A 14630-nucleotide genomic window follows, 5' to 3' on the forward strand; every position below is an offset into this window, starting at 1 on the left:
CGTCTCAGCCGGGGCGGCTCCACGGAGGCGGAGAAGAGTCTGATGGCACCCACCAGCGAACCGCCGGCGCCGGCCGGCCGGCAGGTCCCCCGCCTGCGCGGCTGGGCGCGCCTGTGCGCCGCGGTCGCCGTGGTCGTGGCCGCCTTCGGCACCGTGCTGAGCACCGGCGTGGGCGGCCCGGAGGCCGCCAAGGTGATCTCCAACCTCGGGCTGTGCGTCGCCGCGATCTCCGCGGCGGTCGCCTGCCTCGTGCGCAGCGCCACCTTCCGCGGCCGGATGCGGACCGGCTGGGCCCTGGTCGGGCTCGGCGTGCTGTCGTGGGGCCTGGGCCAGGCCTGCGCCGTCTGGCTCGACACCTTCACCGGCTCGGTGCCGCTGCCCAGCGAGGCCGACCTCGGCTACCTCGGGATGGTCCTGCTCACCCCCGTCGGCCTGCTGATCCTCCCGGCCGCCACGCAGACCCCGGCCAACCGCGCGCGCAGCGTCCTCGACGGGCTGATGGTCGCCGTCTCGCTCCTGCTGATGGCGTGGATCTTCGTCGTGGAGGCGCTGATCGAGGCCGGCGGCGACAGCGCGCTCGCCCTCTACGTGAGCCTCGCGTACCCGCTCGGCGACGTCGTCATCGTCACGATCGTCCTCTACATGCTCGCCATGCAGCGCCGCCGCGGTCGCACGGCCGTGCACCTCGCGCTGGTCGGCGCCGGCATCGTCGCCTTCGCGATCTCCGACATCGGGTACGCGTACCTGAACCTGATCGGCGCCTACGCGTCCGGCGGCATGACGGACATCGGCTGGTTCGCGGGCTTCTCGCTGATCCTGCTCGCCGCCGCCCGCCCCGTCGCGCGCGAATCCGCCGCCGGGGAGTCCGGTGACGGGACCCAGCCGTTCGGGGTGCTGCTGCCGTACGTGGCCGTGCTCGCCGCCCTGGTCACCAGCGTCGTCTGGTTCGCGCGCACCGGGCAGAGCAGCGCGTTCGTCGCGTACAGCCGGTCCGCGCTGATCCTGCTCATCGTCGGGCGCCAGGTCCTCACGCTGCTGGAGAACCGCGGCCTCACCCGCAACCTCGAGGCGCGCGTCGAGGAGCGCACCGCCGAGCTGTACGCCAGCGAGCAGCGGTTCCGCGCGCTCGTGCAGCACAGCTCCGACGTGGTCACCGTCGTCGGCCCGGACAGCGAGGTGCTGTACCAGAGCGAGTCCGTCCGGCGGGTCTTCGGCTACCCGGCGCGGGTGCTCACCGGCCGCCGGCTGACCAGCGTGGTCGAACCCGAGTCCGCCGGCCGCCTCGCCGACGCGCTGCTCTCGGTCAGCGGCCGCCCGTACGCGACCACGGTCATCGAGCTGACCGTGCGGCACCGCGACCGCCGCACCCGGCAGGCCGAGATCACCATCACCAACCTGCTCGGCGACCCGAACGTGGGCGGCCTCGTGCTGAACACCCGCGACATCAGCGAGCGCAAGGAGCTGCAGGAGCAGCTGGTGCACGAGGCGTACCACGACGCCCTGACCCAGCTGGCCAACCGCGCGCTGTTCCGCGAGCGCGTCACCGAGGCGCTGGACACCCGCGGCGACCAGGACGACGTCACCGTGCTGTTCCTCGACCTGGACGGCTTCAAGGAGGTCAACGACAGCCTCGGGCACCTCGCCGGCGACCAGCTGCTGGTCCGGGTGGCCGACCGGCTGCGCGAGGCGGTCCGCGCGGACGACGTGGTGGCCCGCTTCGGCGGCGACGAGTTCGCGGTGCTGATCCGCTCCGCGCTCGGCTCGGGCGACGGCGAGACAGTGGCCCAGCGCATCGTCGACGCCTTGCACGAGCCGTTCCGCATCGGCGAGCGCGACCTGCACGTGCGCGGCAGCGTCGGGCTGGCGGCGTACGCGGCCCTCGACGCCGGCGACCCGCGGTCCGGCGACGCCGAGCAGCTCATGCGCAACGCCGACCTGGCCATGTACCGGGCCAAGTCCACCGGCGGCAGCGGATACGCCAGCTACGATCCGCAGATGCTGGCCGGGCTGGTCGAGCGCCTGCAGCTCGAGGCGGACCTGCGGACCGCGCTGGAGCGCGGCCAGCTCAAACTGCACTACCAGCCCACCATCGACATGGCCGACAGCAGCGTCATCGGCTTCGAGGCGCTGGTGCGCTGGCCGCACCCGGTCCGCGGGATGATCTCGCCGCTGGACTTCATCCCGATGGCCGAGGCGACCGGGCTGATCGTGCCGCTCGGCCGCTGGGTGCTCACCGAGGCGTGCCGCCAGGCCATGGAGTGGTCCCGGGAGAGCGGCCAGCCGCCGATGAAGATGAGCGTGAACGTCTCGGTACGCCAGTTCGACCGCGGCGACCTGGCCGCGATGGTCCGCGAGGTGCTGACCGAGACCGGCATGCCGGCCGACAAGCTGTGCCTCGAGATGACCGAGAGCGTGCTGATGACCGACACCGAGGAGAACCTCGCGCAGCTGGTCCGGCTCAAGGCGCTCGGGCTCACGCTGGCGATCGACGACTTCGGCACCGGCTACTCGTCGCTGGCGTACCTGCGCCGGTTCCCGGTGGACACCCTGAAGATCGACCGCTCGTTCGTGGAGCGGCTCGGCGGGCAGACCGACGACGCGGCGCTGGCCAGCACCATCGTCCAGCTCGGCCAGAGCCTCGGCATGTCCACGGTGGCCGAGGGCATCGAGGAGTACGGCCAGCTCGCCGCGTTGCGCGACATGGGCTGCACCTTCGCGCAGGGCTTCTACTTCTCCCGGCCCGTCCCCGCCGGTGAGGCCGGTCGCCTGCTCATGGAGGGCGCCGGCGCGCCGAGCCTGGTGCGGGAGTCCGCATGACCGCTGCGCTCACCGCTGCGCTGCCCGATTCGTGGCCGGCGGCGCTCGCACCGGACTGCCTCGCGGTCATCGACATGCCGACCCCGTACCTCGTCACCGACCTGGACACGGTGGCGCAGAAGCTGGCCGCGTTCACCTCGGCGCTGCCCGGCGTGCTGCCCTTCTACGCGATGAAGTGCAACCCGTCGCCGGAGATCCTGCGCACGCTGGCCGACGGCGGCGCGAGCTTCGAGATCGCCTCGCTCGGCGAGCTGCGGGCCCTGCAGCGCCTGGGCGTCGACCCGGCCCGCGTGCTCTACAGCAACCCGGTCAAGCCGCCCGCGCACATCGCCGCCGCGTACGCCGCCGGGCTGTGGCGCTTCAGCTTCGACTCGCCCAACGAGCTGCGCAAGATCGCCCAGCACGCCCCGGGCAGCGCGGTCTACCTGCGGCTGCACGTGGACGACAGCGCCAGCTCGTTCCCGCTGTCGCGCAAGTTCGGCGCCGAGCCGCACGAGGCCCGTGACCTGCTCACGCTCGCGCGGCGGCTGGGGCTGCGGCCGTACGGGCTGACCTTCCACGTCGGCTCGCAGTGCGCCACCGCCGCCGCCTGGCGTCAGGCCCTCGGCGTGTGCGGGAGCATCATGGCCGGCCTGCTGCGCGACGGCATCCAGCTGGAGATGCTCGACCTCGGCGGCGGCTTCCCGGCCCGGTACGTGGGCGACGTGCCGTCCATCGAGGAGATCGGCGCCGCCGTGCTGCCCGCGGTGGCGCAGCTGCTGCCGTACCGTCCGGGCCTGCTCGCCGCCGAACCCGGCCGGCACCTGGTCGCCGAGGCCGGGGTGCTCGCCGCCACGGTGATCGGGCGTGAGGTGCGCGCCGGGCAGAACTGGCTCTTCCTCGACGTCGGCGCGTACCACGGCATGATGGAGACGATCCAGCTGCCGACCGGCTGGGACTACCCGGTCCGGAGCTCGGCGCCCGGTCCCGGCCGGGTCGCCTTCACGGTGACCGGCCCCAGCTGCGACAGCTCGGACACGATGTTCACCGGGCTGGTGCTGCCCGCGGGCGTCGACGTCGGCGACGTGCTCTACATCGGCTCGGCGGGTGCGTACACGCTGAGCTACGCCTCGGACTTCAACGGCTTCCCGCCGCCCACCCCGGTTTTCGTGGGGGCCGGCCGCGCGGCCGGCCTGGCCGCCGCCGGCTCCGGTGGGCACTGAGCCCGGCCGGCTGCGAGGTGGCGGTCATCGCCGCGTCGGACCGGTCGGGCTGCGCCGGGCCGGGCGCCTCCGCGAACTGCTGACGGCCGGGGTCGCCGACTCGTTCGGCATGGCCCTCGGCTGGACCGTCCTCGTGCTGCTGGCCGTCTCCCGCGGCGGCCTCGCCGAGGCCGCCCTCTACAACGCGGCCATGCTCATCGGCGTCGTGCTGTCCGCGCCGGTCACCGGCTGGCTGGCCCGGCGCGTCCCCGGCCGGGGCCTGCTGCGCGGCGCGGCGGGCACCGAGATGCTGCTGCGCGTCGGCGCGCTCGCCGGGCTCATCGCCGGGCTGCCGTCGTGGCTGATCGCCGCCGTGGTGGTCGTCATGCACGTCGCCGCCTGGACCGGCTTCGCCGCGATGCGCGCCGAGGTCGCGGCGGTGGACGCGCGGCCGCGGTCGATGACCCGCTACGCGCTGGCGATCTCCGCGGTGGAGGCCGGGGGTACGGGCCTCGGCGCGCTCCTGCCCGCCGGCCCCGACGGCTACCCCACCGGCGCGGCCCTCGTCGTCGTGTTCATCCTGTACGCCGGTTCCCTGCTGCCGACGGTGCTCAGCGCACGCCGGGCCCGGATGACCCCGCGCGGCGCGGCCCGTCGCATCGTCGCCGCGCGCTCCCTCGCGTACGGAATGGTCCGCGCGGTGCCGGACGCCCCGCACCCGCCCCGCCGGGCCGGCCGGCGAGTGGTCGCGCCGCACCTGCTCGTCGCGGGCGGCGGCGTCATGCTCCTCGCCTCGGGACCGACGCTGCTCGCGGTGCCGCTGACCACCGAACTGCACGGCCGCCACTGGGTCGCCGCGGCGGCGGTGGCGTTCAGCGTGGGCTGCCTGCTCGCCACGGCCGCCGTGGAGACGGTCGGCAAGCTGCGGCTGCCGGCCTCGCTGCGCTGGACGCTGTGGGGGCTGGGCATGATGGTCGGCTGGCTGGGCGCCCCGCTGCACGCGGCGGGCGTGATCCTCGCGCAGTTCCTGGCGGGCGTCAGCCAGACCGCCTTCGAAGGCGACATGGACGCCGTGGTCGCCGACCAGGCCCCGCCGGAGGCGGTCACGACGGCGCTCGCCTACAGCGCGTCCACCCGGGCGCTGGGCGGCTCGATCGCCGTACGCCTCCTCCCGGTGCTGGTCACGGCCCAGGCGATCGGCAACGTGGTGAGCGGCGCGGTGCTCGCCCTGGGCACGGTCGCGCTGGCGCTGTGGATCCTCACCAATGTGCCGGGCCCGCACCGCCGCCTGGCCCGATAACCGGGCGGTCCCCCACCGCCGGGCTCGACGGCCGTACGGGTGGACGACGACCTGGCGCTCATGATGACGCGGTCGCTCGGTTCCGGAACCTGACGCCCCTTCCACCGCCCGTACGGCGTCTACCTGCGGAGACGCGAGAACGCTCTCGAGAAAGCGCTTCCCGAGCCGTGACCAGGCATTGACACCCGTGAAGTGGACGGTTCAGAGTGGCTTACCAAAGAGCGCTTTCCCCCACTTGTAGTCGCTCGGTAACCAGTACGACACATCCATCCCCATCCCCATCCCCTCTTCCTCATTCCCCGCAAGGAGGAACCCCCGTATGAGTTCCGCTGTGTTCCGAGGTGGTGGCCGCAGACGTGGCCGGGTCCGCCTGGCCGCCCTCGGCGCCTCCCTGCTCGGCCTGCTCGGCGCCTACTTCGTCGCCACGACCGGTACCGCTGCCGCGGCCGAGGTCGTCGTCTCGCAGGGCAAGCTGACCACCGCCTCGTCCGTCGAGTGGGAGGGCACCCCCGCCTCCGCCGCCACCGACGGCAACACCGGCACCCGCTGGTCGAGCGCGTTCTCCGCCAACCAGTGGATCCAGGTCGACCTCGGGTCCACGATGGCGGTCACCCGGGTCAACCTGAACTGGGAGGCCGCGTACGCGACCGCCTTCACCGTGCAGTTCTCCACGAACGGCACCACGTTCACCAACGCCACGAACACGTTGCGCGGCAACGCCGGCGTGCAGAACATCCCCGTCACCGGCAGCGCCCGCTTCGTACGGCTGAACCTCACCGAGCGAGCCCTGTCCATCTATGGCTACTCGCTGTGGGAGTTCCAGGTGTACGCCGACGGCACGACTGCACCGCCCACGACGCCGCCCACCACCCCGCCGTCGGGCAGCGCGGTGCTGCTGTCGTACAACAAGCAGGGCGTGGCCTCCAGCGAGCAGAACGACGTGAACTGCAACCCGTGCACCGCGGGCAAGGCGTTCGACCTGGACCCGGCGACCCGCTGGGCGACCAGCTCGACCACCGGCTGGGTGGACCCGGGCTGGATCTACGTCGACCTCGGCGCGACCGCACAGATCAGCCGGGTCGAGCTGCAGTGGGACCCGGCGTACGCCACCGCATACAAGATCCAGGTGTCGCCGAACGCGAGCACCTGGACCGACATCTACTCGACGACGACCGGCAAAGGCTTCAAGGAGGTCCTCAACGTCTCCGGTTCCGGCCGCTACGTGCGGATGTACGGCACCGCCCGGTCCGGCCCGTACGGCTACTCGCTGTACGACTTCAACGTGTACGGCACCGGCGGCGCGCCGACCACGCCGCCGGCCAAGCCCGCCGACCCGGCGTTCCCGGCCACCCGGCTGGTCTTCCAGGACGAGTTCAACGACCCGGCCGGCACGAAGCCGAGCACCGCGAAGTGGACCTACGACCCGGGCTTCCCGCAGAACGGTGAGGTCCAGTACTACACCGAGAACAGCAACAACGCGCAGATGAACGGCCAGGGCCAGCTGGTGATCGAGGCCCGCAAGGAGAGCGTCAACGGCCGCGACTACACCTCGGCGCGGATGAACACCGGCAACAAGTTCCACGTCCAGTACGGCCGCATCGAGGCCCGCATCAAGGTCCCGAAGGGCAACGGGCTGTGGCCGGCGTTCTGGATGATGGGCGCCGACTTCCTCACCGGACGCCCGTGGCCGTACAACGGCGAGGTCGACATCATGGAGGTCCTCGGCCGCAACACCAGCGAGGCCTACTCGACGCTGCACGCCCCGCAGTACAACGGCGCCGGCGGCTACGGCCAGAAGTACGCCACCGTGGACCTGTCGCAGGACTTCCACGTCTGGGCGGCCGAGTGGGACAGCAAGGGCATCAAGTTCCTGCTCGACGGCAACCAGGTCTTCTACGCCGGCAAGGCGACCGTCGAGGCGACCCGCGGTCCGTGGATCTTCGACCACCCGTTCTACATCATCCTCAACCTCGCGGTCGGCGGCGACTTCCCCGGCCCGATCGACGCTTCCACCCCGTTCCCCGCCCGGATGCTCGTCGACTACGTCCGGGTCTATCAGTGACCTGACGGCGGCATCCATCTCGCCGGGGCGGAGCCCCCATCTCCGCCCCGGCACCCCTTCTCCCCCAGGAAGAGGACACCCCATGCGCCTAGCTCTGGCGGCTTCCGCCGCCGCCCTCATGCTTCTTTCTCCGGTCACCGCCCAGGCCGCGGCGGACAGCCTGCTCTCCCAGGGACGTACGGCCACCGCATCGTCGACCGAGTCCGCGGCCTTCCCCGCCTCGAACGCCGTCGACGGCAACCCGGGCACCCGCTGGTCCAGCGCGTTCAGCGACCCGCAATGGCTCCAGGTCGACCTCGGCGGCACGGCCACCGTCTCGTCCGTCGTGTTGAACTGGGAGGCCGCGTACGCGAAGACCTTCAGCCTGAGGATCTCGGCGAACGGCAGCACCTGGACCGATCTCAAGACCGACGTCGCCGGCACCGGCGGCCGGCAGAGCGTCGCGGTCTCCGGCTCCGGCCGCTTCGTCCGGCTCGAGGCGCCGGCCCGCGCCACCCAGTGGGGCGTCTCGCTCACCGAGTTCGAGGTGTACGGCACCGGCGGCGGCACCGCTCCCCCGCCGACGATCCCGCCGGGCGCCGTACGCGTCGCGGAGTTCCTGGCCGACTGCCCGGCCAGTCACCGCCTGCCCGACGACCCGATCGTCTTCCCGAACATGCCCGGCGCCTCGCACATGCACAGCTTCTTCGGCAGCGAGACGACCAAGGCGAGCACGACGGTCACCGACCTGCTCAACGCGAACAGCAACTGCAACCCGTCGGTGGACAAGTCGGCGTACTGGATCCCGACCTTCTACGACAACGACGTCCCGGTCGAGCCGGCCACCGGCGTCTTCTACTACCTCGGCGAGGGGGTCAGCGACGCGCTGATCGCCCAGACCCAGCCGTTCCCGCTGGGCCTGCGCATCGTCGCGGGCAACGCGCGCGCCACCGGCCCGGACGACACCACGATCTCGCGGTGGTCCTGCCTGGGCGCCGGCGAGGTGAACCCGTCGCACGACTTCGTCACCTGCCCGCCCGGGTCGATGCTGGAGTCGTACCTGGACTTCCCGCACTGCTGGGACGGGGTGAACCTGGACTCGCCGGACCACAAGAGCCACATGGCGTACCCGGTGGACAACGCCTGCCCGGCCACCCACCCGGTGGTCGTGCCGAAGCTGCGCCAGGTCATGCGCTACCCGGTCAACGGCAACCCGGCCGGCTTCCGGCTGGCGTCGGGGCGCGGGTACACGATGCACGGCGACTTCTTCAACGCGTGGCCGGTGGACGAGATGGCCCGCCGGGTGAACGACTGCATCCGCGTCATCGTCAAGTGCGGCACGAACGGCCGTCCCTGATGTCCGCCCCGGCCGCCGGCGCCACCCCCGGCACCGGCGGCCGGGATCGGGGACCCGCACCCACCGGCCGGGGCCCCGGGCCCGCACCCGCACCCACCGGCCGCGGCGCCCGGGGGCCGGAAAGCGCTCTCAGAGAAATCCGGGCCGGTGCTATAACAGACGCCATGAATCCCCGGGCCGGACGCGGCGGCCAGCACCCGACGATGGACCAGGTCGCCGAGGCGGCCGGGGTGTCGCGGGCGACCGTGTCCCGGGTGATCAACGGCGCGCCCAGCGTCGACGCGAAGATCCGGGAGATGGTCCAGCGGGCCATCGCCGAGACCGGGTACGTGCCCAACGTCGCGGCCCGCTCCCTGGTCACCCGCAAGTCCAACTCGGTCGCGCTGGTCATTTCCGAGCCCGACCGCCCGTACGACTCCTCGTTTTTGAACCGGATCTTCACCGACCCGTACTTCGGCCGGGTCACCGCCGGGGCGACCAGCGCGCTGCGCCCCCACGACATCCACCTGGTGATCATCCCGACCGACTCCACCGACCACCATCACGTGCTGCGCTACCTGCGGCAGGGCCACGTCGACGGGGTTCTGCTGATCAGCAGCCACGAGCAGGATCCGCTGCCCCGGCAGGTGCACGAGCTCGGCATCCCGGCGGTCGTCTCGGCCCGGCCGGCCTCCCCGCTGGCGGCCAGCTTCGTTGACGTCGACCAGCGCCTCGGCGCCCGGCTCGCCGCGGAGCACCTGCTCGCCCGGGGCTGCCGCCGGCTTGCCACGATCAGCGGGCCACTCGACATGCCGGCCGGCCAGGACCGGCTCGACGGCTTCCGGTCGTACCTGGCCGACCGGGGCTGCACCGACGTGCCGTGGCTGGAGGGCGACTTCACCCGGCACGGCGGCGAGGAGTGCGCCCGGCGCCTGCTCGCCGAGCATCCGGACATCGACGGGCTCTTCGTCGCCAGCGACCTCATGGCCGAGGGCGCGCTGCGTGCCGTGCAGGACCTCGGCCGCCGGGTGCCCGAGGACGTCGCCGTGGTCGGCTTCGACGACAGCAGCGCGGCGCTGGACTGCCGGCCGCTGCTGACCACCGTCCGGCAGCCGGTGGAGGAGATGGCGGCCGAGATGGCCGAGGTCCTCATGGCCCACATCGCCTCGCCGGGCCGGCTCCCCCGCTCGGTGACCTTCCAGCCCACCCTGGTGATCCGCGAGTCCGCCTGATCACCCCCGGGCGGCATCGGTCACCATGATTGCGTGGGCGACCTGCTGATCAATCTTCTCGCCAGCGTCATCGCCGGCGCCGCGGTGTGGCTGGCGCAGTTCGCCGTCCGGCGCCGGCGCCTCGATCGGGAACGCGCTTTCTTCGGGCTCACCCCCGGCGCCGGCAGCCTGCTGGTGGCGTCGCGGCACTTCTCGTCGCCCAGCGACGACAGCGTGCACCGCCGGGATGTGGCCGCCCTGGTGGAGCTGGCGACCCTGGTCCGCGAGTGCGGCGCCCGCGCCGACGTCATCGGCGGCGCGGAGCTGCGCCAGGAACTGGGCCGGGTGACCGAGTTCTGCGTCGGCGGCCCCTCGGCGAACCCCCGTGCGGCCGTTCACCTGCGGACGGTCCTGCCGGGAGTGGAATACCGCCCCGACGAGGGAAACTCCTTCATGATCGGAGCGACCCGGTACGCCAACAGCCGCGACGTCCGCTACGCGATCCTGGCGCGGTTCCAGGCGCCGACGGCCGGCCGGCCGGTGCACCTCCTCGGCGGGCTCAGCTCCGACGGCAACCTGGCGGCGGCCCGCTACCTGGCGGACCACCACCGCGACCTGCTCCGGCAGTACGGCACCGACCGGCCGTTCTGCCTCGTCCTGCGGATCCGGGAACCGGAGGCGTACGGCACCGACTTCACCGAGGTGGCCGCCGACGTGAGCGACGTCGCGTTCACAGCGGTCCGGAACGGAGAAGACTGAGCCCATGGACATTCTCGTCGCCGGCGGGCACGGCAAGATCGCGCTCCGCCTCCTGCGGCTCCTCGCCGAGCAGGGACACACCGCCCGCGGACTCGTCCGGTCGCCCGCGCACGCCGCCGATCTGGAGGCCGCCGGCGCCGTGCCGGTGCTCGGCGACCTCGAGCGGGACGAGACGCTCGACGCGTACGTGCGCGGCGCCGACGCCGTGGTCTTCGCCGCCGGCGCCGGGCCGGGCAGCGGGCCCGAGCGCAAGCGGACGGTCGACCTGGGCGGCGCGGTCAAGCTCGCCGACGCGGCCCTCTCCACGGGGGTACGCCGCTACGTGATGGTCTCGTCGATCGGCGCCGACCGCCCGGAGTCCGCGGGCGACACGATGCGGCCGTACCTGCTGGCCAAGGCGGAGGCGGACGACTACGTGCGGGCCTCGGGCCTGGACGCGACGATCGTGCGGCCGGGGTCGCTGACCGACGACCCGGGCACCGGCCTGGTCCGGATGAGCCGGGAGCTCGGCGGCCGCGGGCCGGTGCCGCGCGACGACGTGGCGGCCGTGCTGGCGTACGTGCTGAGCTCACCGCGGACGGTCGGCCTCACCTTCGAGCTCTTCGGCGGCGACACCCCCGTCCCCGAGGCGGTCGACTCCCTTTAGGGGCCCGCGCCGCCTGCCACGGCAGTAGCGTGGCGCGTATGGGGACGACGGGGGACACACTGACGGCCGGCAACGAGGCCATGTACGAGGCGGCGTTCCGCACCGGCGACTACTCCGCGGCGGAAGCCACCTTCACCGGCCTGCTGGAGAGGGCCCGGTCCGACGGCGACCGGGCACTCGAGGCGGCCGCGCTCGACCGGATGGGGATGCTCGCCCACTTCCGGGCGATCGAGGGTGACCCGGCGCAGGCCGACGCCGACACCGAGCAGCGGCTGTTCGAGCAGGCTCTGGCGATCCGGCGGGAGCTGGACGACCCGGCCGGCGTCGCCGAGTCGCTCTTCGGCCTCGGACTCGTCCACCAGGTGCTGCGGGGCGACTGGGACACGGCGATGCCGTGCTACCACGAAGCGCTGGAGTTGGCCGAGCAGCACGGCGACCTGCTGCTGCGCAGCGAGCTGCACCGGCACATCGGCTTCTTCCACACCCTCGACGACCTGGGGTCCGACCGCGCCCTGCACCACCTGCGGATCTCCCACGACCTGCGCGCCGAGCTGGGGGATCCGCGCTGGATCCCGGGCGGCACGGTGGCGCTCGGCCTGGCCGAGATCGCCGACGGCCTGCGCGAGCAGGGCCTCGCCCACGTCCGCCAGGCCCTGCAGCAGGCCCGCGACGCCGGGCTGAGCGCGCAGCGCATCGAGTGGATCGAGCGGTTCCTGCGCGAGGCGGAGGCCGCGGCGTGACCACGCTCGAGGAGGCCTGGGGCCTGGTCCGCGAGGACAGCGGCCCGGCCGTGGTCGCCACGACTGGGACGAGTACGACCGGGTGATGGCCGAGCAGCGGCGTACGGCCGTGCTCATCACGCCGTCGCGGGTCTACAGCAACTGACACCGTCACGATCTTCGATGATTGGAAACGGTCGGTCCTGGGAAAGCGCGGCTCGTGCTGAGGCGAGTGATTCCCGCGCTGCTGCTGGCGGGGCTGGCGGGCTGCGGATCGGTCGGCGAGCGCGGTGACGCCGCCGCCGGCGTGGCGCTGAGGTTGCTGACCGCGGTCGACGGCCGCGACGGGGCGGCGGCGTGCGCCACGCTGGCCCCGGACACCCTCGAGGCGGTCGAGTCGGCCGCCGGTCAGCCGTGCGACCAGGCCATCCTCGACGAGGACCTGCCGGCGCCGGGCCCGGTCACCGGCACCGACGTGTACGGCCAGTGGGCCCAGGTCCGGCTGACCGGCGACACGCTCTTCCTCGCCGTCTTCCCCGGCGGCTGGCGGGTGGTGGCGGCGGGCTGCACACCGCGCGGCGACAAGCCGTACGACTGCGCGATCCAGGGAGGGTGAGCAATGCGTGCGCTGTTCGTCCTGCTGCTGGTCGTGGTGGCCGTCGGGCTGGCCTACTTCATCACGCTGGGGGTGCTGCACCGGTGAAGCGGTTCGTCAAGGAGAACGCCCTCGGTCTGACCTTCGGCCTGCTGTTCCTGCTCGTGCTGGCCGGGCAGGCGTTCGCCGGGGTGGCCGACTACAACCAGCAGCAGCTCGCCGAGGGCCTGCCGCGGATCGGCTTCGCCCGCTACGTCACCTCGGCGAGCTTCGCGGCGGACGTGGCGGAGAACTGGCAGTCGGAGTACCTGCAGTTCTTCCTCTTCATCTACCTGACCGTGTGGCTGGTGCAGAAGGGCTCCCCCGAGTCCAAGGAGCTGAACAAGGTCGGCCGCGAGTCCGAGCAGGACCAGAAGATCGGCCCGTACGCCGAGGAGAACTCCCCGAAGTGGGCGCGGGCCCGTGGCTTCCAGCTGTTCCTGTTCTCGAACTCGCTGGGCCTGGTGATGGGGGCCATCTTCATCGTCTCGTGGCTCGCGCAGTTCATCGCGGGCCGGGCCGCGTTCAACGAGGAGCAGCTGGGCAACCTCGAGGACCCGTTGAGCCCGGCGCAGTACCTCGCGGCGCCGGACTTCTGGAACCGTACGCTGCAGAACTGGCAGTCCGAGCTGCTCGCGGTGGCGTCGATGGCGATCCTGGCGATCTACCTGCGCCAGCGCGGCTCGTCGCAGTCCAAGCCCGTCGGCTCGCCGCACACCGCCACGGGCGACGAGAACTGACGCGCGGCGCGGGGTGGGCACCGCGGCGCCCACCCCGTACCGAAGATTTTCAGCCGGCGAGCAGCCGTCCGACGCTCGCCGCGCCCTCCTCGCCCAGCGCGGCCCGCAGCGCGGCCGCGGTCTCCTCGGGCGACAGCCGGCCGTTGCCGACGGCGTCCAGCGCGGTCCGCGCGCTGACCTGCTCCCCCACCGGCGCGGCCGCGGTCTTGGCCAGCGCGTCGATGCTGGCCTGCACGTGGTCCACCCGGTCACGGATCTGGTAGCCCAGCACCGACGCGACGATGGCCCGGTTGAGCGCCCAGTTCGCGCCGACGGTCGGGTTGGTGGCGGCGTCGGAGCCGGGGTTCGCGATGCCACCCGGGGGGATGGAGCCGTTGGACGACTTGCCGGGGTCGTACGCCAGCACGGCCCGGGCCAGGGCCTCGCGTCCGGCGGCGCTGCGCGCCCACTCCGTCATCCAGGCGGTGAACTCGCTCTTGGTCACGTCGTCTGCCTCCAGCAGTCCCCAGGGGCTGGTGTCGCGCTCCTGGGCGGTGGTGTAACGCGCGGAGAAGTGCGCGTGCTCGGTGTGGGGACTCGCCCCGGTGTAGGAACGCGCCGTCCAGCCCCAGGACCGGGACCAGATCCGGCGGTTGTAGATGACGTTCTGCAGCCGGTCGTCGCGGCCCTCCCGGTGACGCGTGACGATGATCTCCACGCACTTGGTCATGGTCCAGCCGGACTTGCGCAGGTCGTCGTCCACATCGATGGCGTGGACCTCGTTGATGTTGTCGCTGTCCTCGTACGGCGTGTTGCCGGTCTCGTCGGGGTTGTGGTCCGACGAGCTCGCCGCGTGGGAGGTGTCCCCGATGGAGCCGTCCGAGGCCTTGTCCCGGTTCGGCGCCAGCTGGTTGAACTCGTTACGTAGAGAGACCAGGCACGGCACCAGAATCCAGCTGGCCATCCGGCTCCTCCTCCCAGGGGTCGGGGACGGGGTCGCCCGCGTAGTCCTCGGCGGGCCCGGGGTCGTGGTCGCCGGCGTACTGCTCGCCCGCGGCGCGATCCTCGGCGTTCAGGGGGTCCTGGCGCTGCGGTCCGGGCGGGTCGCTCATGGGGTCGTGCTCCTTGTCTCCTCGGATCGGACCGACGGCCCGATGATGGCGCGAATTCGGGCCGCCTGAGTACCCCGGGCGGGCGATCGCGATTCCGGTTCACCCGGTAAATACCGCCTTCTGAGATTCCGCGGTTCAATCTGGCCGATTGTCAT

At 72.5% G+C, this 14630-nt stretch carries 12 protein-coding genes; 11 read left to right on the forward strand and 1 reads right to left on the reverse strand.

What is annotated here, in order from left to right:
• Nucleotides 1-42 precede the first annotated feature (42 nt).
• The 11 genes from AB0K03_RS03555 to AB0K03_RS03605 all read left to right on the forward strand — a co-directional run bounded on the left by AB0K03_RS03555 (nucleotide 43) and on the right by AB0K03_RS03605 (nucleotide 13384).
• The gene (locus AB0K03_RS03555) at nucleotides 43-2817 is read left to right on the forward strand and encodes an EAL domain-containing protein (protein WP_364679901.1); all 2775 of its coding nucleotides are present in this window, start codon (nucleotides 43-45) and stop codon (nucleotides 2815-2817) included.
• Entirely contained in the window at nucleotides 2814-4019 is a 1206-nt protein-coding gene (locus AB0K03_RS03560; RefSeq protein WP_364679904.1) for a type III PLP-dependent enzyme, read from the forward strand. The genes AB0K03_RS03555 and AB0K03_RS03560 overlap by 4 nt, the downstream gene beginning before the upstream one ends.
• On the forward strand, nucleotides 4009-5298 hold the full coding sequence (locus AB0K03_RS03565; protein ID WP_364679907.1) for a hypothetical protein: 1290 nt from the start codon (nucleotides 4009-4011) through the stop codon (nucleotides 5296-5298). The genes AB0K03_RS03560 and AB0K03_RS03565 overlap by 11 nt, the downstream gene beginning before the upstream one ends.
• A gap of 319 nt (nucleotides 5299-5617) precedes the next feature.
• Entirely contained in the window at nucleotides 5618-7360 is a 1743-nt protein-coding gene (locus tag AB0K03_RS03570) for a discoidin domain-containing protein (RefSeq protein WP_364679909.1), read from the forward strand.
• Between the two features lie 82 nt (nucleotides 7361-7442).
• Nucleotides 7443-8696, forward strand: coding sequence for a DUF1996 domain-containing protein (locus tag AB0K03_RS03575; protein WP_364679911.1), 1254 nt, complete (start codon nucleotides 7443-7445; stop codon nucleotides 8694-8696).
• Nucleotides 8697-8860: 164 nt separating this feature from the next.
• Nucleotides 8861-9907: a LacI family DNA-binding transcriptional regulator gene (locus AB0K03_RS03580; protein ID WP_364679914.1), complete on the forward strand. Its 1047-nt coding sequence runs from the start codon at nucleotides 8861-8863 to the stop codon at nucleotides 9905-9907.
• Between the two features lie 33 nt (nucleotides 9908-9940).
• Nucleotides 9941-10645 (forward strand): hypothetical protein, encoded by a 705-nt coding sequence (locus tag AB0K03_RS03585; protein WP_364679917.1) that lies wholly within the window; start codon nucleotides 9941-9943, stop codon nucleotides 10643-10645.
• A gap of 4 nt (nucleotides 10646-10649) precedes the next feature.
• Nucleotides 10650-11291 (forward strand): SDR family oxidoreductase, encoded by a 642-nt coding sequence (locus AB0K03_RS03590; protein WP_364679919.1) that lies wholly within the window; start codon nucleotides 10650-10652, stop codon nucleotides 11289-11291.
• A 38-nt stretch (nucleotides 11292-11329) separates the two neighbouring features.
• Complete coding sequence (locus tag AB0K03_RS03595) at nucleotides 11330-12031, forward strand: tetratricopeptide repeat protein (protein WP_364679922.1); 702 nt, start codon at nucleotides 11330-11332, stop codon at nucleotides 12029-12031.
• A 199-nt stretch (nucleotides 12032-12230) separates the two neighbouring features.
• Nucleotides 12231-12626, forward strand: a complete 396-nt coding sequence (locus tag AB0K03_RS03600; protein ID WP_364679925.1) for a hypothetical protein — start codon at nucleotides 12231-12233, stop codon at nucleotides 12624-12626.
• Between the two features lie 83 nt (nucleotides 12627-12709).
• On the forward strand, nucleotides 12710-13384 hold the full coding sequence (locus AB0K03_RS03605) for a DUF6766 family protein (RefSeq protein WP_364679927.1): 675 nt from the start codon (nucleotides 12710-12712) through the stop codon (nucleotides 13382-13384).
• Nucleotides 13385-13433: 49 nt separating this feature from the next.
• Here AB0K03_RS03605 and AB0K03_RS03610 read toward each other — a convergent pair whose 3' ends face one another.
• On the reverse strand, nucleotides 13434-14327 hold the full coding sequence (locus tag AB0K03_RS03610) for a hypothetical protein (protein ID WP_364679929.1): 894 nt from the start codon (nucleotides 14325-14327) through the stop codon (nucleotides 13434-13436).
• Nucleotides 14328-14630 lie beyond the last annotated feature (303 nt).

The organism is Actinoplanes sp. NPDC049316 (genome assembly GCF_040677315.1).
GTDB lineage: Bacteria > Actinomycetota > Actinomycetes > Mycobacteriales > Micromonosporaceae > Actinoplanes.

Coding starts and splice junctions, on each gene's coding strand:
- AB0K03_RS03560 (WP_364679904.1), top strand. CDS start 2,814: ATGACCGCTGCGCTCACCGCTGCGCTGCCCGATTCGTGGCCGGCGGCG.
- AB0K03_RS03580 (WP_364679914.1), top strand. CDS start 8,861: ATGAATCCCCGGGCCGGACGCGGCGGCCAGCACCCGACGATGGACCAG.
- AB0K03_RS03595 (WP_364679922.1), top strand. CDS start 11,330: ATGGGGACGACGGGGGACACACTGACGGCCGGCAACGAGGCCATGTAC.
- AB0K03_RS03575 (WP_364679911.1), top strand. CDS start 7,443: ATGCGCCTAGCTCTGGCGGCTTCCGCCGCCGCCCTCATGCTTCTTTCT.
- AB0K03_RS03590 (WP_364679919.1), top strand. CDS start 10,650: ATGGACATTCTCGTCGCCGGCGGGCACGGCAAGATCGCGCTCCGCCTC.
- AB0K03_RS03610 (WP_364679929.1), bottom strand. CDS start 14,327: ATGGCCAGCTGGATTCTGGTGCCGTGCCTGGTCTCTCTACGTAACGAG.
- AB0K03_RS03555 (WP_364679901.1), top strand. CDS start 43: ATGGCACCCACCAGCGAACCGCCGGCGCCGGCCGGCCGGCAGGTCCCC.
- AB0K03_RS03570 (WP_364679909.1), top strand. CDS start 5,618: ATGAGTTCCGCTGTGTTCCGAGGTGGTGGCCGCAGACGTGGCCGGGTC.